Origin of the sequence: Streptomyces sp. NPDC058274 (assembly GCF_042881375.1) — a bacterium.
GTDB lineage: Bacteria > Actinomycetota > Actinomycetes > Streptomycetales > Streptomycetaceae > Streptomyces.
The window spans coordinates 1-20,176 of sequence record NZ_JBHVXW010000030.1; the positions used below are offsets into that span (position 1 = coordinate 1).

The window sequence follows — 20,176 nt, forward strand, 5'->3', positions numbered from 1 at the left end:
CGCCCTACAGAGACGTAGGGCGCCCGCGGTCGTATGCGTGCGTTGGTATGCCACCCAACCCCCGGAGGGGTTACGCGGACTTGCGGCTGTCCCGCGGATGCACCGCGATGTTCATTGCGCCGGAGCGCAGAACAGCCAGACGCTCCTCGAGGACCTCTTCGAGTTCCTCTCGGGTGCGTCGCTCCATCAGCATGTCCCAGTGTGTACGCGCGGGCTTGGCCTTCTTTTCCTCAGGGCCGTCGCCGTCCACCAGGAGTGCCTGGGCCCCGCAGACCTTGCACTCCCACTCGGACGGGATCTCCGCCTCGACCGAGAAGGGCATCTCAAAACGATGTCCCTTCTCGCATGCGTACTCCACGGCCTGGCGCGGGGCCAGGTCGATGCCGCGGTCCGTCTCGTAGCTTGTCACCACGAGGCGCGTACCGCGAAGAGCTCGCTCACTCATGAATCGTGCCTCCCGGGCTTGTCGCCCACAGGACAGGTGTCGCTGTCGTCGTCATCCGGTCAACGTCCGGTCGGCGGTAAAGATTCCCGTTGTGGGTGATGCGTCGCCGTCGTAGCCGCCCCTTGTTGTACCCACCAGCGCCCGGTTTGTCACATCTGACAGTAGATGTCACCCGGCGTTCCGTGTTCTTTGGCGCGCAGTAACGGTACGCCTGGCAGGCCAAACGCGTACACTACCGCCCTTTGGCCTCGCATGCTAAATCCTATCGGGGACGGGATTCCCCGCGTCGCGAATCGCCTGCCGCACCGGAACCCGCGCGAGCAGCACGAATCCGATGACGAAGAAGGCGACGAGCGAGATGATCGCGTCCCGATAACTTCCCGTCAGCTGGTACGTGAGGCCGAACAGCAGCGGGCCCAGCCAGCTCATCCCGCGGTCGCTCATCTCGTACGCCGAGAAGTACTCGGCCTCCTTCCCGCCCGGCACCAGATGCGAGAACAGGGACCGGGACAGGGCCTGGCTGCCGCCGAGGACGAGACCGATGCCGGCGGCCAGCACGAAGAACCAGAACGGCGCGCCCGCGGGCAGGAAGTACCCGGCCCCGAGGGTCACCGTCCAGGCGACCAGCGAGCCGAGGATCGTCCGCTTCGCTCCGTACGTCCGCGCCAGCCGGCCCATGCCCAGGGCGCCCGCCACCGCGAGCAGCTGGACCAGCAGGACGGCGGCGATCAGGGTGGACTGGCTCAGGCCCAGCTCCTCCGAGCCGTACACCGAGGCCTGGGAGATCACGGTCTGGATGCCGTCGTTGTAGACGAGGTACGCCAGCAGAAAGGCGAGGGTGAGCGGCTTGCCGCGCATGTCCCGCACGGTGGCCGCCAGCTGCCGCCAGCCGTGCGCCGACGCTCCTTGCGACTCGGCGGGCGTCCTGCGGCGGTCCCGCAGGGTCTTGAGCGGTACGAGCGTGAAGGCGCCCCACCAGACACCGGCCGAGGCCAGACAGATGCGCACGGCGGTCGACTCGGAGATGCCGAAGCTGTCGTGGGCCGTGAACAGGATCAGGTTCCCGACCAGGACCAGCGAACCCGCCGCGTAGCCGAACGCCCAGCCGCGGGACGAGACGGCGTCGCGCTCCTCGGCAGGGGCGATCTGTGGCAGGTAGGAGTTGTAGACGACCATCGAGACGGCCACCGAGGCGTTGGCGACGATCAGCAGCGCTCCGCCCAGCAGATAGCGGTCGCCATTCAGGAAGAACATGCCCGTGGTGGCCGCCGCGCCCAGATAGGCGGCCGTCGCGAGGAGGGGCTTCTTGCGGCCCGTGCGGTCGGCGGCCGCACCCGCGAGGGGCATCACGAAGATCGACAGGATCACGGACGCCGAGACCGAGTACGCGAAGAAGGAACCGGCCCGGAGCGGGATCCCCAGGGGATGGACGAAACCGTCCGCGTCCGCCGCCGACTTGGCGACCGACGTCAGGTAGGGGCCGAGGAACACGGTCAGCACGCTCGTCGAGTAGACGGAGCAGGCCCAGTCGTAGAAGTACCAGCCGCGCTGCTCGCGCCGTCGTTCGGCGGCCTCGTCGGCAGCCTGTGCCCGCACGGTGTCGGTGCCCACCCGTGCCCCTCGCTTCCCCGTGAACGGACCGCACGCGGGGGCTCAGAACCAGGTGCCCCGGTCCTCCAGGACCTTGCGCAGCATGTCGATGTGATCGGTCATGATGCCATCTACTCCCAGGTCCAGGAGCCGGTGCATGCGATCGGGTTCGTTGACGGTCCACACGTGCACCTGGAGTCCGAGCGCGTGGGCGGTGCGTACGAAGCCGTGGTCGACCACGGTGATGCCCGACTGGGACTCGGGCACCTGAGCGGCGACCGCCGAGCGGCGCAGCACGGTCGGCAGACCGTAGGAGCGAAGCCGTAGTCCCAGGACGCCGCGGGTGCCGTAGGAGGTGGCCAGGCGTGGCCCGGCCAGACGCTGGGCGCGGGCCACGCGTGCTTCCGAGAACGAGCCGACGCAGACGCGGTCCCAGGCGGCGGTGCGGTCGATGAGGTCGAGCAGGGGGCGCAGCGCCGGTTCCGCCTTGACGTCCACGTTCCAGCGGACCTCGGGAAGGTCTTCGAGGAGCTCCTCGAAGAGGGGGACCGGCTCACTGTCCGCCACGCGCGCGTGGCGGACGTCGTCCCAGGGGAGGTCCGCTATCCGGCCCGCCCCGTCCGTCACCCGGTCGAGGGTGGCGTCGTGGAAGGCGACCAGCTGCCCGTCGGCCGTCGCGTGCACATCCGTCTCGATGTAGCGGTAGCCCGCGTCCACCGCGCGGCGGAACTGGGTCAGCGTGTTCTCCAGCCCGTCCGCGGCCCCGCCTCGGTGCGCGAAGGCGATCGGGCCGGGGTGGTCGAGGTACGGGTGACGTATGCGCGTGCTCACCGGGGCAGTATCGCGCCCTCCGGTTGACCCGCGGCAACGACGGTGCCGCGGCCCGGTGCCGGCGGGACGGCGAACAACCGCAGGAAGAGCTGCGCCAGCGGGCCGATGGCCAGGGCGTACAGGACGGTGCCGACGCCGATGGTTCCCCCCAGGGCGAAGCCGGTGGCGACGACGGCCAGTTCGACCGCGGTGCGCATCAGCCGGATCGAGCGGCCGGTCAGCCGGTGCAGGCCCGTCATCAGGCCGTCGCGCGGACCGGGGCCGAAGCGGGCAGAGATGTAGAGGCCCGTCGCCGCGCCGTTGAGCAGGATGCCCAGGACGAGGAGCGGGATCCGTACGGCCAGGGTGTGCGCGTCGGGCACCAGGGCCAGCGTGCCGTCCATCGCGACGCCGACCACGAAGACATTGGAGACCGTGCCGAGGCCGGGGCGCTGGCGCAGCGGGATCCACAGGAGCAGCACCGCGGCGCCGACGACGATCGACACCATTCCGATGCTCAGGCCCGTCAGCTTCGCCAGACCCTGGTGCAGTACGTTCCACGGCTCCAGGCCGAGGCCGGATTCCACCAGCAGCGCGGAGCTCGCGCCGTACAGCGCGAGGCCGGCGTAGAGCTGGATGAGCCGGCGCGTGGTCCGCCCGGGCGCGGAGCGTCTGGACAACGGGTCCCCCTGTGGTGGCAGTGGCCTGACCCATGACACTCTGTGGCTTGGGAAGAAACGTCATCCATGGCCAATTCGGGGAAGGTGGACTGGTATCCATGGCGCAGTGGACTTCGGCGGTGGGCGCGGCACAGCTCGCCCGGCTGCTCAACTCCCAGCAGGAGCGCCCCGCCGGCCCCGGCACCCGCCGCCCGCCCGCCTACCGTGCGCTGGCCGACGGCATCCGGCTGCTGGTGCTCGAAGGCCGGGTGCCGGTCGCCGCACGGCTGCCCGCCGAGCGGGAACTGGCGCTCTCCCTGTCCGTCAGCCGCACCACGGTCGCCGCCGCGTACGAGGCGCTGCGCGCCGAGGGTTTCCTGGAGTCCCGCCGGGGTGCGGGCAGCTGGACCTCCGTGCCGGCCGGCAACCCGTTGCCCGCGCGTGGCCTCGAGCCGCTGCCGCCCGAGGCACTGGGTTCCGTGATCGACCTCGGCACGGCCGCCCTGCCCGCGCCCGAACCCTGGCTCACCCGGGCGGTGCAGGGAGCCCTGGAGGAGCTGCCGCCGTACGCGCACACGCACGGCGACTATCCGGCCGGGCTGCCGGCGCTGCGCTCGATGCTCGCCGAGCGGTACACGGCTCGCGGGATTCCGACCATGCCCGAGCAGATCATGGTGACCACCGGGGCGATGGGGGCCATCGACGCGATCTGCCATCTGTTCGCCGGACGCGGTGAGCGGATCGCCGTCGAGTCGCCGTCGTACGCCAACATCCTTCAGCTGATGCGGGAGGCCGGGGCCCGGCTGGTGCCGGTCGCCATGGCGGAGGGGCTCGCGGGCTGGGACATGGACCGGTGGCGCCAGGTCCTGCGGGACGCGGCGCCCCGGCTCGCCTATGTCGTCGCCGACTTCCACAACCCGACGGGCGCCCTCGCCGACGAGGACCAGCGCCGCCGGCTCGTGGACGCCGCCCGTTCGGCCGGGACCGTGCTCGTCGTCGACGAGACCATGAGCGAACTCCATCTGGACGAGGACGTGGAGATGCCGCGCCCGGTCTGCGGCTTCGATCCCGCCGGGTCCACGGTCATCACCGTCGGATCGGCGAGCAAGGCCTTCTGGGCGGGCATGCGCATCGGCTGGGTGCGCGCCGCGCCCGACGTCATCCGCAGCCTGGTCTCCGCGCGCGCGTACGCCGATCTGGGCACGCCCGTCGTGGAACAGCTGGCCGTGAACTGGCTGCTCAGCACCGGCGGCTGGGAACAGGCCGTCGAGGTACGGCGCGAACAGGCCCGGGAGAACCGGGACGCCCTGGTCGCCGCCGTACGCCGGGAACTGCCGGGCTGGGAGTTCGCGGTTCCCCGGGGCGGCCTCACCCTCTGGGTGCGCACCGGGGGCCTGTCCGGCTCGCGGATCGCCGAGGTCGGCGAGCGGGTCGGCGTCCGGGTGCCCTCCGGACCCCGCTTCGGCGTGGACGGCGCCTTCGAGGGATATGTGCGGCTGCCGTTCACCGTGGGAGGCGCGGTGGCCGACGAGGCGGCGGCGCGGCTGGCCGCGGCGGCGCGGCTGGTGGAGACCGGGGCCAGTGGGGGGAACGAGGCGCCTCGTACGTTCGTGGCCTAGGCCTGGGTGCGCCTGGTGCTCAGCCCTCCGCCACCGCCACCTCGGCGGGTACCGGGTTCGCGGAGAGCGGGGCGGGGTCCGCGTCCGCGGGGGTGGTGCGGGTGGGGAGGAGATCCAGGACCGCGCGGCGGTGGGTCTCCGTCGTCGCGTCGTCGTACGGGTCCGGGGTGGCCGGGACCTGGAGGCGGTGGACGGGGCCCGAGCCGAGGCGGGCATAGCCGCGGCCGGGCGGCACGTCGGGGGTGGGCGTGGTGTGCGGCGGTACGCCGAGGACCGCGGCCAGTTGCGAGGAGGACGCCGGGCCGAGGACCACGCGCGCGCGGGTGTGCTGCCGTACCGCGTCGGAGAGCGTGTCCAGGCAGTCGAAGTGGTCGGCCACGACGACCGTGACGTTCGCCGCGCGGCCGTGCCGGAGGGGGGCCTGGAGCAGTGACTGGGGGTCCTGACGGCCGTCGGCGCCGGCCAGCAGGCCGAGCGCGCTCGGGCGGTCCAGCAGGATCCACAGCGGGCGCTTGATGTCGTCCGGCGCGGGGTCGCCGGCCTGCCGGGCGCGGTTCGCGGCGATGAGCCGGCGTTCCGTCTCGTGGGCCGCCCACTCCAGGCTGGCGAGGGCTCCGGTCAGGCCGCACTCGATGGCCAGGACTCCGTCGCGGCCGGTCAGGCACGCGTACTCGCCGGTGCCGCCGCCCTCGACGATCAGGACGTCGCCGTACCGGAGGGCCTGCAGGGCGATCGAGCGCAGGAGTGTCGTGGTGCCGCTGCCGGGCTCGCCCGCGACCAGCAGATGCGGCTCGGTGGACCGGATGCCGGTGCGCCAGACGACCGGGGGAACGTCCCGCTGCTCCTCGCCGTGGGTGAGCGGGAGCGTGCGCTGGACGTCGGTCGGGTCGGTGAAACCGAGGACCGTCTCGCCGGGGGCCGTGACGAAACGCTGGGCCGCGATGTCGGTGGGGAGCGGGGGCAGCACCGAGACCGCGAGCTCGTTGGCCTCCTCGTCCCAGGCGAAGTGGTACTCGCGGCCGCGGCCCGACTTGGCGTGCAGCAACTGCTCGATGCGGGCGCGGGAGTCCGCCTCCCCGTCGGTGAAATACGCCGGATAGTGGATGACCAGGCGCGAGACACGACCGGTGTCGTCGAACTCGTACGCCGGGAACGCCTTGTCCCATTCGCCGCCGTGGGTATACAGCGGCGCTGGGTCCTCGGCGGTCGAGAAGTAGGGGACCAGCGCCTCGTACAGCGACTGCAGCCGCTTGGTCTGCGACTCGTCGGGGCCCGTGGGCTCCGCCGGGCGCTGGTCGCGGCCGTGCCAGGCTGCCGCCGCCATCAGGATGATGACGGCGAGCAGCGGGCCGTACGGCACCAGGGCCACGACCAGGACCACCGAGGCGACCAGGAACAGCAGCGGCCCGCGCCGGTCCTTGGGGGTGTCGCCCCACTTGCGCCGCCCGGCCCCGGCCAGCCGGCGCAGTCCACGAGTGATCGTGATCAGTGGGTGGAGGACATCGGTGGCGCTGTCGGCCGCCGTCCGGGCCAGCTCCCGGCTCCGGGCGATCTGTGCGCTGCCGTTGCTCAGGATGCGGGGAAGGGGGCGCCGGGCCACTGCTGTCTCCTGGAGGTGCGTGCGTAGGGGAGGGGCGTCAGAACTTGATCCCGCCGAGGAGGCCCGCCAGGCTCTCCCCGCCCGCCTTGATGCTCGGCGCGATGGCCGTGCTGGCGAGGTAGAAGCCGAAGAGAGCGGCCACCATGGCGTGCGATGCCTTCAGCCCGTCCTTCTTGAAGAAGAGGAAGACGATGATGCCGAGCAGGACGACGCCCGAGATTGACAAGATCATTTTTGGCTCCTGATTGGGGGGACAGTCACCATGAGTTCTTCCAGGCTCACAGGATGTATCCATACGATAAAAGGTGCAACCGGGTGAAATTCGGGAGATTTCCTCCGGATGGCGGAGCCGTTCGGGGTGGCTGAGCGGGGCTGTTGCGTCCGACAGGGTCTGAGGTGATCTTTGCCTCGGGTGGTGCCGGTCATGTACCGCGAGAGCCAGTACGCTGACGATTCACCCGTACGGTTGCAGTGAGAGGTGGTCCGGCCGATGAGCGAAGCCCCCGACCCGGAGGTCGTGGAGCTGGCGACGAAGATCTTCGATCTGGCGCGCCGCGGTGAGACCGAGACGCTCGTGGCGTATGTGGACGCCGGCGTTCCGGCCGGCCTCACCAACGACCGTGGCGACTCGCTCGTGATGCTCGCCGCCTATCACGGCCACGCCGACGCGGTGCGCGCACTGCTGGAGCGGGGTGCGGAGGCGGACCGGATCAACGACCGGGGGCAGACACCGCTCGCCGGAGCCGTCTTCAAGGGTGAGGAAGCCGTCATCCGGGTACTCCTGGACGGTGGTGCCGACCCGGCCGCGGGCACGCCCTCGGCGGTCGACACGGCCCGGATGTTCGGTAAGACAGAACTGCTCGAACTGTTCGGCGCCCACTGAGTCGAACGCTCTGACCAGGTAAAACGCACAAAATGGGGGAGGCGGTACGGGGCCGCCGGAAATGCGGTCGCGGCAGCGAGAACCGCTGGGTCATCATGACGTCGTGATTCACGGACGTGATGGCTGGGCAGGTGTTGCCGCACCGCGCGGGCCGTGATGCGGCCCGCATGGGCCACCGACGAGAGGCAGAGGAACATGGTCTACAGCAAGCAAGAAACGGCGGGCGCTCCGACGTGTTGTCACGCGGCCAGGTAATGCAGGATCCCGGTTGCGTCGACGCTTGATGTGAGGCTGTTTCCCATGTTCGATCCGGTCATAGCGCCCAGCGGTACGCTGCTCGGCCTGCTCCAGCGGGGCCGTGGCGACGGCACGCTGCACGCGCTCACCGCACCGCGCGCCGAAGCGCTCGCGGCGTTGAACCACTGTGTGCTGCGGGACCCCCGCCACGACTGGCAGGTGGAGAACCGCTCCCTTTACTACGCCCGTCTCTACGTCGATCTGAGCGGTGGTCTCGACGAGATCGAGCGGCACCTCTTCGACGCCGAGGACGTGCTCGACACCTGCGACTCCCGCACCGGGCTCGCGCTCGCGGTCCTCGGGCACCTCGCCTCGTACGGCAGGCAGGACGCGCTCGAGCTGCTGCGCAGGTACGCCGCCACGGGCACCAACTGGGCCTGGGCGCTGGACGAGCTGGCCCTGCGGGACGACGACGCGGGACTGCGCGCCCTCGCCGCACCGGTGCTCGCCCGCTTCCCCGCCGACGCCGTGGGCGAGGCGGAACTCGCCGCCACGGTGCGTGACGCCTTCGAACCCAGGCCCTGGCGGCTGTGGGCCGAGGACCCGCGGCCCGCCATCGGCGCACGCGTGCATGCCGCCCAGGAACAGGGCTGCTTCGACCGCTGGCAGCGGCAGATGCGGCCGTCCGGGCCCCGCCCCGAGTGGAGCGTGCAGGCCGTCTTCGACTGGGCGCAGCAGGGCATCGAGCGCGGTGCCGCCCTCCATGTGCCCGCCGCCCGCTGCCTGTCCGCCGTCGCCGGCCCCGAGGACCGCCCCGAGATCGTGGCCGCCGCCCTCAACGGGGGCGACGGCGCTCGCTGCACCGCCCTGCGATATCTCGCGGACAGCAATGATCCGAACGCGCTCGATCTGCTCGAGAGTGCCGTCGCCACCGGTACGACGCTCGTCGTGGAAGCCGCCGTGGACGCCTTCGAACGGATGCGCAGCGTCGCCGCCGTCGACCGCGCCCGCAGCTGGGCACACCGTCCCGATCCCCTGGGCGCCGCCGCCGGGCGGATGCTCGCCTGCCGGGGTGCCGCGAAGGACAGCGAACTGGTCCTGGGCGCCCTGCGCGAAGCGGTACGCGGGGAAGGACCCGACGCGCCGACGCTGTGGACCCTCGTCGACGGCGCCGGACGGCTCGGCATCGCCTGTGCCGCACCGGTGTTGCGCCATGTGTACCGCGAGACCGCGTCGTCCCATCTGCGCGGGCGGGCCGCCCGCGCACTGGCCGCCACCGACCCGTCCTTCGCCGCGGGCTTCGCCGTCGAATGCCTGTGGGACTGCGAGGAGACCACCCGCGAGGTCGCCGCGCGACACGCGGAGACCGGTGACGCCCGGGTCGTCGACCAGTTGCGCCGGCTCGCGTCGGATCCGGCCGAGGAGGCGGAGGTCCAGACGGCCGTCCGGAGCCGGATCGGGCCGGACATGCCTGCCGTATGAACGCCGTCCGCAGCCCTGTCAGCTCAGCTATGCCTGCCGTATGAACGCCGTCCGCAGCCCTGTCAGCTCAGCTATGCCCGCGGTATGAACACCGTCGGCAGGTGGACCGGGCCCGCCATGCTCGCCGTATGAACGCCGTCCGCGGCCGGATCGGGCCCGCCATGCCTGCCGTATGAACACCGGATGACCCATGGGGCGGTCGGGCGTGGACGCGGGCTGACCTGGACAGGCGTGCAGCGCAACGCTCATGGGACGTTCCTTGTCCGGAAAGATCCACGTTGACGCGTCCACGTCCGGCACGACGACAACACCGGTATGCGAGTCGTCATCGTGACCGAATCCTTTCCTCCCGACGTGAACGGCGTGGCCCACTGCGCGCTCCAGACCGCCCGGCATCTCGCCGAGCGCGGTCACGCCCCCGTCGTCGTCGCCCCGGCCACCGCTGCCGGGCACGGGCCGGACGCCCTCGCGCCGTGCCCCGTCGTCCGAGTCCCCTCCCTCCCACTCCCCGGCTACCCCCAGGTCCGCGTCGCCCTCCCCAGCCGACGCGTCGCCGCGGCGATCACTGAACACCGCGCCGACATCGTCCACCTGGCCAGTCCCTTCGTTCTCGGCGTCCGCGGCATGACCGCCGCCGCCCGGCTCGGCGTCCCCGCCGTGGCCGTCTACCAGACCGACCTCGCCGGATACGCCCGTACGTACATGGGCGCCGGCGAGGCCACCGCCTGGCGGCGCATCCGCTCCGTCCACGCCGCCGCCGACCGGACACTCGCCCCGTCCAGCGCGGCCCTGCGCGATCTGGAGGCACACGGTGTGCCCCGGGTACGGCTGTGGCCGCGCGGTGTCGACACCGACCGATTCCGCCCCGACCGCCGGAGCGAGGCGCTGCGCCGGCAGCTGGCGCCGAACGGCGAGCTGATCGTCGGGTACGTCGGCCGGCTCGCCCCCGAGAAGCAGGTGGAACTCCTGGCCGGCGTCTGCGGCCTGGAGGGCGTGCGCGTGGTCGTCGTCGGGGACGGCCCCAGCCGGCCGGCGCTCACCGAGGCGCTGCCCGGCGCCGTCTTCCTCGGACGCCGTACCGGTGACGACCTCGCCCGGATCTTCGCCTCGCTGGACGTCTTCGTGCACACCGGGCCCTTCGAGACCTTCTGCCAGACCGTGCAGGAGGCCATGGCGAGCGGCGTGCCGGTCGTCGCGCCGGCCGCGGGCGGCCCGCTCGACCTGGTGGCCCATGGACGGACCGGGCTGCTCGTCCCGCCGCGTGACGGCGGCGCCGTACGGGACGCGGTGTGGTCCCTGGCGGCCGACCCCGCGCTGCGGGCGGCCTACGGGACCGCCGCACGGGCCACCGTGGAAGGCCGCACCTGGGCTGCCGTCGGCGACCAGCTGATCGGGCACTACGCCGACGTGCTCTCCGCGCGGACGGCGGTGGCGGCATGAGTCCGCGGACGGACCACGGTGCCACGGCCGGCCTCAGGATCGTGCGGCTGGCCAACTTCGTCGCACCCGCCTCGGGCGGTCTGCGGACCGCCTTGCGGGAGCTGGGCACCGGATACCGGGCGGCGGGCCACGAACCCGTGCTGATCGTGCCCGGCGAGCGCGTCACCGACCGGGACACCGAGCAGGGGCGGGTGATCACGCTGCCCGGGCCGCTGCTGCCCGGGACCGGCGGCTATCGCGTCCTGACGGACAAGCGGCGGGTGGCCCGGCTCCTGGAGTCGCTCGCGCCCGACCGCCTGGAGGTATCCGACCGGACCACCCTGCGCTGGACCGGGGCGTGGGCGCGGCGGGCCCGGGTGCCGGCCGTCATGGTGTCCCACGAGACGGCCGACGGGGTCCTGCGCACGTGGGGCCTGTCCGAGCGCGTCTCCCGGCGGGCCGCCGACGCCCTCAACCTCCGTACGGCGCACACGTACTCGCGGGTCGTGTGCACCACGGAGTTCGCCGAGCGGGAGTTCGTCCGGATCGGCGCCCGCAATGTCGTACGGGCTCCGCTGGGCGTCGATCTGGCCGGACGGCATCCCGGGCTGCGGGATGTGGCGGTGCGGGCACGGCACGCGCGCGTGGGGGAGGCGCTGCTGGTGATGTGCTCACGGCTGTCCGTCGAGAAGCGGCCCGGTACGGCGCTCGACGCCCTGGAAGCGCTGCTGCGGCGCGGACGGCGCGCGGTGCTCGTGGTGGCCGGGGACGGGCCGCTGCGCAACCGGCTCGAACTGCGCGCCCGGGAGCGGGGGTTGCCCGTGACCTTCCTCGGGCATGTCGCCGACCGCGCTCTCCTGGGCGCCCTGCAGGCCTCCGCCGATGTGTGTCTCGCACCGGGGCCCGCGGAGACCTTCGGGCTCGCCGCGCTGGAGGCGATGGCCTGCGGTACGCCCGTGGTGGCCAGTGCCTCGTCCGCACTGACGGAGGTCCTCGGCCCGGCCGGGGCCACGGCAGCCGACCACGGGGACGCTTTCGCGGAGGCCGTGACGCTGCTCCTGGGGCGTCCCGAGGGCGAGCGGAGGCACTCCGCACGCGCGCGTGCGGAGTGTTTCGGCTGGCCGGCCGCCGTCGAGGGCTTTCTGGCCGCGCACGACGCGGTGGTCCGGGCGCCCGGACCACGGTGGGTCGCGGCCCGGCCGGAGGGGGCGGCCGTGACGCGGGGCCCCGGCGCGGTGGAGGGCATCGGCCTGCCGGAGGAAGTCGGATGAGACCCCTTCGGTTCGTGGCCCTCGGGGACTCGCTGACCCAGGGCGTGGGCGATCCCGTGGGCGAGGGGTGGCGCGGATGGGCCGCGCTGCTCGCCGAGGGGCTCGCTCCGGCGGGTGGGGCGCCGGCGGAACCGGTGGATGCCCCGGTGGAGTTCACCAATCTCGCGGTCAGCGGCGCACAGACGCGGGATGTGCTGGAACGGCAGACGCCCGCGGGGCTGGCACTGCGGCCGGACATCGTCTCCGTCGTCATCGGTGTCAACGACACCCTGCGGTGCACCTTCGACATCCACGCCGTGGCCGAGCGGCTCGACACGGTCTACTCGGCGTTCCGGGCCCAGGACGCGGTGCTGATCACCGCGTGTCTGCCCGATCCCGGGGCGATGCTGGGGCTGCCGGGCGCCCTGGCCCGGCCGCTGGCGCGCCGCCAGCGGGCGGTCAACGCCGTCGTCCACGCGCTGTCCGAGCGTCATGGGGCGGTCCATCTGCACGCCTCGGAAGGTGAGTGGCTCACGGACCGTGCGATGTGGAGTGCGGACCGGCTGCATCCGGGGGAGCGGGGGCACCGGCAACTCGCCGTCCGCTTCCACGCCGTGCTCACCGAGGCGGGCCTCGCGACCGGGCCCGCGCCTTCGGTCGAACCCGAGTTGCCGGCGCCCACGCGCTCGGCCGGCCTGTGGTGGCTGGCCACGGCGGGCACCGGCTGGGTCGCCCGGCGCTGCACCGATCTGCTCCCGCAACTGCTCACGCTGGCCGCGGACGAGGTACGGCACCGGGCGCGCGGCACCAGCGCCCGGCTCGACCTGCGCGCCTCCCACGCCGTGGCGTCCGCGCTGGCCTCCCTGTCGGCGGTGGAGCAGCCGGACGCGGCGTGAAGGGGGCGGCACCGGCGCGGGCGGTCTCCCTTGCTGAGCCTGACAAGGGCCGGCGCCGCATGAGGGTGGTGCCGGCTCAGCACCCGCGCGGGCGGCTCCTTGCCGTGGGCCGACACAGGCCGCCGTGGGCCGGCCGGCCGGTCAGCCGCGGCGCCGTACCGCAGTGAAGCGCACCGGCGTGCCCGGGGCGGCCTGGGCGGCGGCGGGCAGGTCGGACGGGCGGACGACCGCGATCACCGGATACCCCCCGGTGGTCGGGTGGTCCGCGAGGAAGACCACCGGCCGGCCGTCCGGCGGCACCTGGACCGCGCCCAGGACCATGCCCTCGCTGGGGAGTTCACCGCCGACAGACCGCTCCAGGGCGGGTCCCTCCGTGCGCAGCCCGATGCGGTTGCTCGCGGAGGACACCTGGAACTCCCGGGTCGTGAAGGTGCGCAGAGCGGCGGGGGTGAACCAGTCGTCGCGCGGGCCGAGCGTCACCCGCAGCACCAGTTCGGTGGGCGGCGCCGGCTGCGGGGCGATGTCCACGCGCGCGTGGGCACCGTGCGCCGGCCCGAGGGGGAGCACCATGCCGTCCGTGAGCGGAGGCGGCCCCAGACCCGACAGGAGGTCCGTGGAACGGCTGCCGAGGACCGGGTCCACGGCCACGCCGCCGGAGACGGCCAGATAGCTGCGTACACCCGCGCGTGCCGCGCCGAGGTCCAGGAGGGACCCGGCGGCGACCTGGACGGGCGCGCCCCAGGGCGCCGGACGGCCGTCCACCGTGACCGCGCAGGGCGCACCGCCCACCGCCACGACGACCTCCGAACGCGGCCGTACGGAACAGCCGTTGAGCGTGGTCTCCAGGACGGCCGCGCCGGGTGGATTGCCCACGAGCCGGTTGACCAGGGCGGCGGCGGGCGCGTCGAGTGCCCCGGAGAGCCCCACCCCGACGTGGGCGTGACCGGGGCGGCCGCGGTCCTGGACGGTGGTCAGGGCGCCGGCGCGTACGACGACGAGGGCCCGGTCCGTCATGAGTGCCTCACCGGTACGAAGCGGACGCGGGTGCCCGGGGCCAGCAGGGCGGCCGGCACGCGCGTGTGGTCCCACAGGACCGCGTCCGTGGTGCCGATCAGCTGCCAGCCGCCGGGCGACGAACGGGGGTACACGCCCGTGTACGGGCCCGCCAGAGCCACCGAGCCCGCAGGGACCGCCGTCCGCGGGGTCGCGCGGCGCGGCACGTCGTACCGGGTGGAGAGCCCTGTGAGATAGCCGAAGCCGGGCGCGAACCCGCAGAAGGCGACGCGGAACTCGGTCGCCGCGTGGATCCGCGCCACCTCGTCCGGGGGAACACCCCACAGCTCGGCGACCTCGGTCAGGTCGGGGCCGTCGTAGCGCACCGGGATCTCGATCGCCTCGTCGGCGCGGGCGGACAGCGGCGGGATCTTCCACCGGGTGATCCGCTCCGCCAGGCGGTCCGGGTCCGACACGCCGTCGAGGAGGACCGTACGCGCCGCGGGAACGATCTCGCCCACCCGGAGCGTTCCGTCCGCGCGGCGGCGCAGCAGTTCGGCGTGCAGGGCCTGGGCCGCTTCGCCCGACGCGACCTCGACCAGCAGGGCGTGCTCGCCGACCGGCAGTGCTTTCATGCGAAGGCCTCCACACGGACGCCCGACGACTCCAGCCGGTCCCGGACCCGGCGGGCCAGGTCCACGGCGCCCGGTGTGTCCCCGTGCAGGCACAGGGAGCGCGCGCGGACCGAGATGCGTTCCCCGGAGCGGGCCACGACCGTGCCGGCGCGGGCCAGCCCCAGCGACCGCTCGACCACGGCGTCCCCGTCCGTGATGACGGAGCCCTCCTCGGTGCGGGGGACCAAGGTGCCCGCCGCGGTGTAGGCGCGGTCCGCGAACGCCTCGGTCACGGTGGGCAGTCCCGCCTTCCCGGCCAGGTCCAGGAGGCGGGAGGACGGCAGGCCGAGCACGGGGAGCGCGGCGCCCGCGAGGAGTACGCCGTCGACCACCGCCCTCGCCTGCTCCTCGTCGTGCACCACACGGTTGTAGAGCGCTCCGTGCGGCTTCACGTAGGACACGCGCGAGCCGGCCGCGCGCGCGAAGATCTCCAGGGCGCCGATCTGGTAGGCCACGTCGGCCGTCAGCTCCTCGGACGGCACGTCCATCGCGCGCCGTCCGAACCCCGCCAGGTCCCGGTAGGACACCTGGGCGCCGATCCGCACCCCGCGCTCGGCCGCCAGGTCGCACACCCGCCGCATGGTGACCGCGTCCCCGGCGTGAAAACCGCAGGCCACATTGGCGCTGGTGACGACCGACAGCAGCTGTTCGTCGTCGGTCAGCCGCCAGCGGCCGAAGCCTTCGCCGAGGTCGGCGTTGAGATCGATCGGGGTCATCGGATTCCATTCTCGGTCAGGCCACACGGTACTGCTCGTCGCGGGCGTCCGTGACGAACATCTGGCCCGGTGCGTGGGTGATGGCGAAGGGCGGGCGGGACGCCATGACCGCGGCCTGGGGGGTCACCCCGCAGGCCCAGAACACCGGGATGTCGTCCGGTTCGGCGGTCACCGGATCGCCGAAGTCCGGGCGGGACAGGTCCTCGATGCCGAGGGCCGTCGGGTCCCCGCAGTGCAGCGGGCTGCCGTGCACCGCGGGAAGCAGACTGGTCTCCCTGATCGCGGCCGCCAGGTGCTGCGGCGGGACCGGTCGCATCGACACCACCACGGGCCCGTGCAGACGCCCCGCCGGACGGCATCGCCGGCCGGTCACGTACATGGAGACGTTGCGTCGCTGCTCGAGGTGGCGCATCGGTACGCCCGCTTCGGTCAGCGCCCACTCGAAGGTGAAACTGCACCCGATCAGGAACGAGACCAGGTCCGCACGCCAGTGACCGGCCACGTCCGTCGGCTCGGCCACCAACTCGCCGTGCTCCCACACCCGGTAGCGGGGCAGATCCGTGCGCAGGTCGGCGCCCGGGGCGAGCGGAGTGGTCCAGGAGCCGGCGTCGGTGACGTCGAGGACCGGGCACGGCTTCGGGTTGCGCTGGCAGAACAGCAGCATGTCGTACGCCCAGTCGGCGGGGACCGAGATCAGGTTCGCCTGGGTGTGGCCCGAGGCGACTCCGGCGGTCGGTCCCGACACGCCCGAACGGAACCGCGCCCGGGCCTTCTTGGGGCTCCACGCGTGCGCGTGGGTGTCGAGCAGGCTCACGGCGCGGTCCTCGGTGACGCGGTTCACTGGAGCTCCTTCCCGCGGGTCTCGGGCAGTCCGAGGAGCGCCAGCGCCGCCAGGGCGTAGCCGATCGCCCCGAAGACGAGCGCGCCTCCCACGCCCCAGCTGTCGGCCAGGAAGCCGACCAGGGTGGGGAAGACGGCGCCCACGGCACGGCCGGTGTTGTAGGTGAAGCCCTGTCCCGTCCCGCGGACCGCCGTCGGGTACAGCTCACTGAGGAACGAGCCGAAGCCGCTGAAGATCGCCGACATACAGAAGCCGAGCGGGAAACCCAGCACCAGGAGAAGGGTGTTGGCGCCGCTGGGGATGTTCGCGTAGGTGAGGATGCCGGCCGCGGACAGGACGGCGAAGAGCAGGATGTTGCGTTTGCGGCCCAGTTTGTCGGTGAGGTAACCGCCGGTGAGGTAGCCGAGGAAGGCCCCGGAGATCAGGAACGTGAGGTAGCCGCCGGTGCCGACCACCGAGAGACCGCGTTCCGTCTTGAGGTAGGTGGGCACCCAGGTGGCCAGCGTGTAGTAGCCGCCCTGCACGCCGGTGGAGAGCAGGCCGGCGAAGACCGTGGTGCGCAGCAGACCGGGGGCGTCGGCGGTCCCGGGCTTGAAGATCGTGGCGAACGACCCCTTGTGCGGGTTCTTCTGCCGTTCGGCGGCCGCCTCGGGCGCGTCCTGCACCCGGCGGCGCACCCAGATGACGAGGAGCGCGGGCAGCGCCCCGGTCCAGAACATCACGCGCCACGCCAGGTCGTCGCCGAGGTACTGGAAGACCAGCGTGTAGACGATCACGGCCAGCGCCCAGCCCACGGCCCAGGAGCTCTGGATCGCGCCGAGCGTCCGGCCCCGGTGTTTCGGGCTCGCGTACTCGGCGACCAGGATCGCCCCGACCGCCCACTCGCCGCCGAAGCCGAGCCCCTGGAGGGCCCGGAACACCAACAGGGTCTCGTAGTTGGGCGCGAAGCCGCAGGCCACGGTGAAGACCGCGTAGGTGATCACGGTGATCATCAGTGCCTTGACGCGGCCGATCCGGTCCGCGATCACCCCGGCGACGGCGCCGCCGACCGCCGAGACGACGAGGGTGACCGTGGTGAACAGGCCGGTCTGACCGCTGTCGAGGCCGAAGTAGGCCGCGAGCGCGACCATGCTCAGCGGCAGCGTGAAGTAGTCGTACGAGTCCAGGGCGTAGCCGCCGAACGCGCCGGCGAAGGCGCGGCGGCCCCGCGGGCCGAGTGCGTGCAGCCAGCCCAACGGGCCGTCACCGGCGGAGTGTTCGTCCGGACCGGGGTGTGCGTCGGTGGCCAGGGCCGGTGGAGGAGGGGTCGTGCTCATGGGCACCTCACAGTGAGGGACGGAGGGTGCTTGAGGGACTGAGCCGTGCCGTGCGGAAGCGGTGGGCGCCGGAGCGGTGCGGTCGGCGCCTGCCCGCTAAGGTAGAGGATCGTTGAACGATCCTTCAATACCCGTGTTGTTTCGTCCTTGTATCTGCGATTGAATTCCGGGCATGGCAGAGCTGACCGGACTGGCCGACGACCGCGCCCTGCTGGGTCGCACCAGCACCGCCGAGCGCGTCTCGGACATCCTCCGAAGCCGCATCGCCGAGGGGTACTTCCCGCCCGGGACACGGCTGTCCGAGGACAGCATCGGTGGCGCGCTCGGCGTCTCACGCAACACGCTGCGCGAGGCGTTCCGGCTGCTCACCCACGAGCGGCTGCTCGTGCACGAGCTCAACCGGGGCGTCTTCGTCCGGGTCCTCACCGTCGAGGACGTGGCGGACATCTACCGCACGCGCGCCCTGGTCGAGTGCGCCGTCGTGCGGGGTCTCGGCGCGCCGCCGTACGCCGTGGACGGCCTCGCGCAGGCCGTCGCGGACGGACTGCGGGCGGCACACGAGAGTGACTGGAAAGGTGTCTCCACGGCGAACATCCACTTCCACCGGGAGCTGGTGGCGCTCGCCGGGAGCGCCCGCACCGACGAACTGATGCGCAGCGTCTTCGCCGAACTGCGCCTCGCCTTCCACGTGGTGGACGATCCGCGCCGGCTGCACGAGCCCTATCTCGCCCGCAACCGGCAGATCCTCCAGACCCTCCAGGCCGGCGAGCGGGACGAGGCGGAGAAGCTCCTCGCGGGCTATCTCGACGACTCGCTGCAGGGGCTGGTGGAGGTGTACGGGCGGCGCGTGGGCGACGGTTCCGCCGGGGCCGGCTGAACAGCTGGAGTGCCCTCGTGAGAGGTCCCGGTCGTGGGTCGCTTCTGCGTCGTTTCGACCGTTGTCAGACCGAGGACCTAGTCTGTGCACCGTGACTTCGCCTGCATCGACGGACCGTGTTCCGCCCCAGCTCAGCGCGGGGCCGCGCCCCGCACCGGGCCCGGCCGCCGACGAGGGTCTGGCGCGGCGGCTGCGCGCGCTCGCCTGCACCGCGCCGCTGCACGACCTCGATGCCCGCAAGGCCAATCTCGCGGGTGAGTACTCGGTGTACGGGATGGCCGAAGTGGCCCTGGCCGCCATCGACCTCGTCACGCTGAACATGGACTTCGACACGGGCGCCGACCACGACCAGATAGTGGCCCGGCTCATCCCACGCATCGCCGCCCAGGCCCCGCAGCGCCCCGTCGCCGAGCACGAGCGCGTGGCCCGCTGGGTCCTGGAGAACCTGATCAACGTCGGCAGCGTCGACCGCGGCTTCCGCGCCGTGTACGGCACGTTCGCACCGGACGGCTCCTACGTCCGCAGGGACTACGACTTCAAGCTGATCGAGGAGGTCCCCGGATACGGAGGAAGCGTCTACCTCCGTACGACGGACGAGGCGGTCAACGTCCTCGTCGGCGCCCTCGACACGGATGTCACCAGCGCCCAGATCGCCGCCGAGGTCAAGCTGGAGGTGCTGATCAGCCGTGGCCGTCTCGCCGACGCGCAGCTGGCCGCCGAGCAGGCCCGGTACCGGACCGTGCAGTTCTCGGAGACGCTCCGCAGGGCACTGGACGCGACCCGGCGCAATGTGCGCGCCGTCGACTGGCTCCAGACCGTCCCCGACATGATCGCCGAGGCCCTGGACCACGTGGCCGACCGCTATCGCCACGAGAACGCGATCCTCACCAACATCCGCAAGGCCCGCGACGAGTCGGAGGACCCCGAGCAGAAGCGGCGCGCGGCCGAGCTGGTCGACATCGTCAAGGACTGCATCCGCCGGCACACGCAGCTGCAGTCCCGCCTGCTGGAGGCGGGTCCGCTGTTCCGCGCCGAGCAGGACCGGCAGGCCTTCGCCACCCCCATGACGTCATCGGGGATAGACCTCTACGGGCATCTCGTGGCCCCCGTGCTGCCGCTGCCCGTAGAGCAGGCGCTGCGGGTGACGGACGCGTTCTTCGCGAGCGGGACGGGGCTGCGCACGCCGGTCTCGGTACGGGTCGCTGACCTCGTGGACATACTGCTGACGCCGCCCCTGGAGCGGGAACACCTCGGTGCGGAGATGCCCGAGCCCGATCTCATCGCCACCCCCGACGACAGCCGGTTCAGCGAGGAGCAGCTGGCGAGCGCCATGGAGTTGCTCGATCTGCCCGCCGACGCGCCGCGAAGGCTGTCCGGGCTGCTCGCGGAGGCCCGGCGCCGGGATCCCGAACTGCCTTATCTGGTCGCCCTGTTGGCCGTCCATGCGGCGAGCCCGCCGGTGGGCACCGCCTACCGGCAGGGGGAGCAGAAGCTGCTCTTCGCCGTCGACGACGGGACCGAACTGGACGATCCCGAGTTCGGCGGGGCGGATCTCGTCGTGGGGACGGCTCTGCTGGACGCGGCGGGCATGGCTGCCGCCAGGACGGAGGCGGCGTGAAGGCTCTATCGGGGTCGTTGGGGTCGTTGGGATCGCCGGGGTCGGCAGCAAGCGGCGTGGAGGGTTCGCCCCGATCGGCGGGGAGCCGCGCGCACGCTTCTCCGGGATCTCCGGGATCTCCGGGTTCTTCGGGCTCTTCGCGTTCTCTGCGTTCTCCGGGAAGCCGCGTGATCGCTCCGCCGGGATCGCCCGGGGCCTGGGAAGCGTCCTTTCGCCGCCGGCCGTACGCCGCCGGTCGCGCAGCCCCCCGC

The 20,176-nt window shown here is 72.5% G+C and carries 19 protein-coding genes; 8 read left to right on the forward strand and 11 right to left on the reverse strand.

Annotated elements, in window-relative coordinates:
- Nucleotides 1–70 precede the first annotated feature (70 nt).
- The 4 genes from ACFVYF_RS36215 to ACFVYF_RS36230 form a co-directional block, all read right to left on the reverse strand.
- Nucleotides 71–445 carry an RNA polymerase-binding protein RbpA gene (locus ACFVYF_RS36215; protein ID WP_164314920.1) on the reverse strand — a complete coding sequence of 125 codons (375 nt, stop codon included), beginning with the start codon at nucleotides 443–445 and terminating at the stop codon, nucleotides 71–73.
- A gap of 255 nt (nucleotides 446–700) precedes the next feature.
- The gene (locus tag ACFVYF_RS36220; RefSeq protein WP_389462295.1) at nucleotides 701–2,056 is read right to left on the reverse strand and encodes an MFS transporter; all 1,356 of its coding nucleotides are present in this window, start codon (nucleotides 2,054–2,056) and stop codon (nucleotides 701–703) included.
- A gap of 42 nt (nucleotides 2,057–2,098) precedes the next feature.
- Nucleotides 2,099–2,866, reverse strand: coding sequence for a glycerophosphodiester phosphodiesterase (locus ACFVYF_RS36225; RefSeq protein ID WP_389462296.1), 768 nt, complete (start codon nucleotides 2,864–2,866; stop codon nucleotides 2,099–2,101).
- On the reverse strand, nucleotides 2,863–3,525 hold the full coding sequence (locus tag ACFVYF_RS36230; RefSeq protein ID WP_389462297.1) for a YitT family protein: 663 nt from the start codon (nucleotides 3,523–3,525) through the stop codon (nucleotides 2,863–2,865). The genes ACFVYF_RS36225 and ACFVYF_RS36230 overlap by 4 nt, the downstream gene beginning before the upstream one ends.
- 98 nt (nucleotides 3,526–3,623) lie before the next feature.
- Between ACFVYF_RS36230 and ACFVYF_RS36235 the strand changes: the two genes are divergently transcribed.
- The gene (locus tag ACFVYF_RS36235; RefSeq protein WP_389462298.1) at nucleotides 3,624–5,123 is read left to right on the forward strand and encodes a PLP-dependent aminotransferase family protein; all 1,500 of its coding nucleotides are present in this window, start codon (nucleotides 3,624–3,626) and stop codon (nucleotides 5,121–5,123) included.
- A gap of 19 nt (nucleotides 5,124–5,142) precedes the next feature.
- On the opposite strand, the gene ACFVYF_RS36240 is transcribed toward ACFVYF_RS36235, so the two are convergent.
- Complete coding sequence (locus tag ACFVYF_RS36240; protein ID WP_389462299.1) at nucleotides 5,143–6,723, reverse strand: hypothetical protein; 1,581 nt, start codon at nucleotides 6,721–6,723, stop codon at nucleotides 5,143–5,145.
- A 37-nt stretch (nucleotides 6,724–6,760) separates the two neighbouring features.
- Nucleotides 6,761–6,955: a hypothetical protein gene (locus ACFVYF_RS36245; RefSeq protein WP_383289229.1), complete on the reverse strand. Its 195-nt coding sequence runs from the start codon at nucleotides 6,953–6,955 to the stop codon at nucleotides 6,761–6,763.
- Nucleotides 6,956–7,213: 258 nt separating this feature from the next.
- Here ACFVYF_RS36245 and ACFVYF_RS36250 point away from each other — a divergent pair, with 258 nt between their 5' ends.
- The 5 genes from ACFVYF_RS36250 (at nucleotide 7,214) to ACFVYF_RS36270 (ending at nucleotide 12,890) form a co-directional block, all read left to right on the forward strand.
- On the forward strand, nucleotides 7,214–7,606 hold the full coding sequence (locus ACFVYF_RS36250) for an ankyrin repeat domain-containing protein (protein ID WP_389462300.1): 393 nt from the start codon (nucleotides 7,214–7,216) through the stop codon (nucleotides 7,604–7,606).
- Between the two features lie 300 nt (nucleotides 7,607–7,906).
- Nucleotides 7,907–9,325, forward strand: coding sequence for a HEAT repeat domain-containing protein (locus tag ACFVYF_RS36255; protein ID WP_389462301.1), 1,419 nt, complete (start codon nucleotides 7,907–7,909; stop codon nucleotides 9,323–9,325).
- A 315-nt stretch (nucleotides 9,326–9,640) separates the two neighbouring features.
- The gene (locus ACFVYF_RS36260; RefSeq protein WP_389462302.1) at nucleotides 9,641–10,765 is read left to right on the forward strand and encodes a glycosyltransferase family 4 protein; all 1,125 of its coding nucleotides are present in this window, start codon (nucleotides 9,641–9,643) and stop codon (nucleotides 10,763–10,765) included.
- Nucleotides 10,762–12,015: a glycosyltransferase gene (locus tag ACFVYF_RS36265; protein WP_389462303.1), complete on the forward strand. Its 1,254-nt coding sequence runs from the start codon at nucleotides 10,762–10,764 to the stop codon at nucleotides 12,013–12,015. Before ACFVYF_RS36260 ends, ACFVYF_RS36265 begins: the two co-directional genes overlap by 4 nt.
- Nucleotides 12,012–12,890 (forward strand): SGNH/GDSL hydrolase family protein, encoded by an 879-nt coding sequence (locus ACFVYF_RS36270; protein WP_389462304.1) that lies wholly within the window; start codon nucleotides 12,012–12,014, stop codon nucleotides 12,888–12,890. Before ACFVYF_RS36265 ends, ACFVYF_RS36270 begins: the two co-directional genes overlap by 4 nt.
- 141 nt (nucleotides 12,891–13,031) lie before the next feature.
- Here the strand turns inward: ACFVYF_RS36270 and ACFVYF_RS36275 are convergent, their stop codons facing one another.
- From ACFVYF_RS36275 to ACFVYF_RS36295, 5 genes are read right to left on the reverse strand one after another with little or no spacing between them, the layout of a single operon-like run.
- The gene (locus ACFVYF_RS36275) at nucleotides 13,032–13,904 is read right to left on the reverse strand and encodes a biotin-dependent carboxyltransferase family protein (RefSeq protein WP_389462305.1); all 873 of its coding nucleotides are present in this window, start codon (nucleotides 13,902–13,904) and stop codon (nucleotides 13,032–13,034) included.
- Nucleotides 13,901–14,518, reverse strand: coding sequence for a 5-oxoprolinase subunit PxpB (gene pxpB, locus ACFVYF_RS36280; RefSeq protein WP_389462306.1), 618 nt, complete (start codon nucleotides 14,516–14,518; stop codon nucleotides 13,901–13,903). Before pxpB ends, ACFVYF_RS36275 begins: the two co-directional genes overlap by 4 nt.
- Nucleotides 14,515–15,273: a LamB/YcsF family protein gene (locus ACFVYF_RS36285; RefSeq protein WP_389462307.1), complete on the reverse strand. Its 759-nt coding sequence runs from the start codon at nucleotides 15,271–15,273 to the stop codon at nucleotides 14,515–14,517. Before ACFVYF_RS36285 ends, pxpB begins: the two co-directional genes overlap by 4 nt.
- A 16-nt stretch (nucleotides 15,274–15,289) precedes the next feature.
- A complete protein-coding gene (locus tag ACFVYF_RS36290; protein ID WP_389462308.1) occupies nucleotides 15,290–16,114 on the reverse strand; it encodes a putative hydro-lyase in 825 nt (274 codons plus the stop codon).
- Nucleotides 16,111–17,430: an MFS transporter gene (locus tag ACFVYF_RS36295; RefSeq protein ID WP_389462309.1), complete on the reverse strand. Its 1,320-nt coding sequence runs from the start codon at nucleotides 17,428–17,430 to the stop codon at nucleotides 16,111–16,113. Before ACFVYF_RS36295 ends, ACFVYF_RS36290 begins: the two co-directional genes overlap by 4 nt.
- Before the next feature lie 172 nt (nucleotides 17,431–17,602).
- Between ACFVYF_RS36295 and ACFVYF_RS36300 the strand changes: the two genes are divergently transcribed.
- Complete coding sequence (locus ACFVYF_RS36300; RefSeq protein ID WP_389462310.1) at nucleotides 17,603–18,307, forward strand: GntR family transcriptional regulator; 705 nt, start codon at nucleotides 17,603–17,605, stop codon at nucleotides 18,305–18,307.
- Between the two features lie 91 nt (nucleotides 18,308–18,398).
- Nucleotides 18,399–19,925 (forward strand): hypothetical protein, encoded by a 1,527-nt coding sequence (locus ACFVYF_RS36305; RefSeq protein ID WP_389462311.1) that lies wholly within the window; start codon nucleotides 18,399–18,401, stop codon nucleotides 19,923–19,925.
- Nucleotides 19,926–20,176 lie beyond the last annotated feature (251 nt).

What these genes read in the sequence shown, in the direction of transcription:
- ACFVYF_RS36215 (WP_164314920.1), bottom strand. Translation starts at nt 445, where the DNA reads ATGAGTGAGCGAGCTCTTCGCGGTACGCGCCTCGTGGTGACAAGCTAC.
- ACFVYF_RS36235 (WP_389462298.1), top strand. Translation starts at nt 3,624, where the DNA reads ATGGCGCAGTGGACTTCGGCGGTGGGCGCGGCACAGCTCGCCCGGCTG.
- ACFVYF_RS36245 (WP_383289229.1), bottom strand. Translation starts at nt 6,955, where the DNA reads ATGATCTTGTCAATCTCGGGCGTCGTCCTGCTCGGCATCATCGTCTTC.
- ACFVYF_RS36250 (WP_389462300.1), top strand. Translation starts at nt 7,214, where the DNA reads ATGAGCGAAGCCCCCGACCCGGAGGTCGTGGAGCTGGCGACGAAGATC.
- ACFVYF_RS36255 (WP_389462301.1), top strand. Translation starts at nt 7,907, where the DNA reads ATGTTCGATCCGGTCATAGCGCCCAGCGGTACGCTGCTCGGCCTGCTC.
- ACFVYF_RS36260 (WP_389462302.1), top strand. Translation starts at nt 9,641, where the DNA reads ATGCGAGTCGTCATCGTGACCGAATCCTTTCCTCCCGACGTGAACGGC.
- ACFVYF_RS36265 (WP_389462303.1), top strand. Translation starts at nt 10,762, where the DNA reads ATGAGTCCGCGGACGGACCACGGTGCCACGGCCGGCCTCAGGATCGTG.
- ACFVYF_RS36270 (WP_389462304.1), top strand. Translation starts at nt 12,012, where the DNA reads ATGAGACCCCTTCGGTTCGTGGCCCTCGGGGACTCGCTGACCCAGGGC.
- ACFVYF_RS36275 (WP_389462305.1), bottom strand. Translation starts at nt 13,904, where the DNA reads ATGACGGACCGGGCCCTCGTCGTCGTACGCGCCGGCGCCCTGACCACC.
- pxpB (WP_389462306.1), bottom strand. Translation starts at nt 14,518, where the DNA reads ATGAAAGCACTGCCGGTCGGCGAGCACGCCCTGCTGGTCGAGGTCGCG.
- ACFVYF_RS36285 (WP_389462307.1), bottom strand. Translation starts at nt 15,273, where the DNA reads ATGACCCCGATCGATCTCAACGCCGACCTCGGCGAAGGCTTCGGCCGC.
- ACFVYF_RS36295 (WP_389462309.1), bottom strand. Translation starts at nt 17,430, where the DNA reads ATGAGCACGACCCCTCCTCCACCGGCCCTGGCCACCGACGCACACCCC.
- ACFVYF_RS36300 (WP_389462310.1), top strand. Translation starts at nt 17,603, where the DNA reads ATGGCAGAGCTGACCGGACTGGCCGACGACCGCGCCCTGCTGGGTCGC.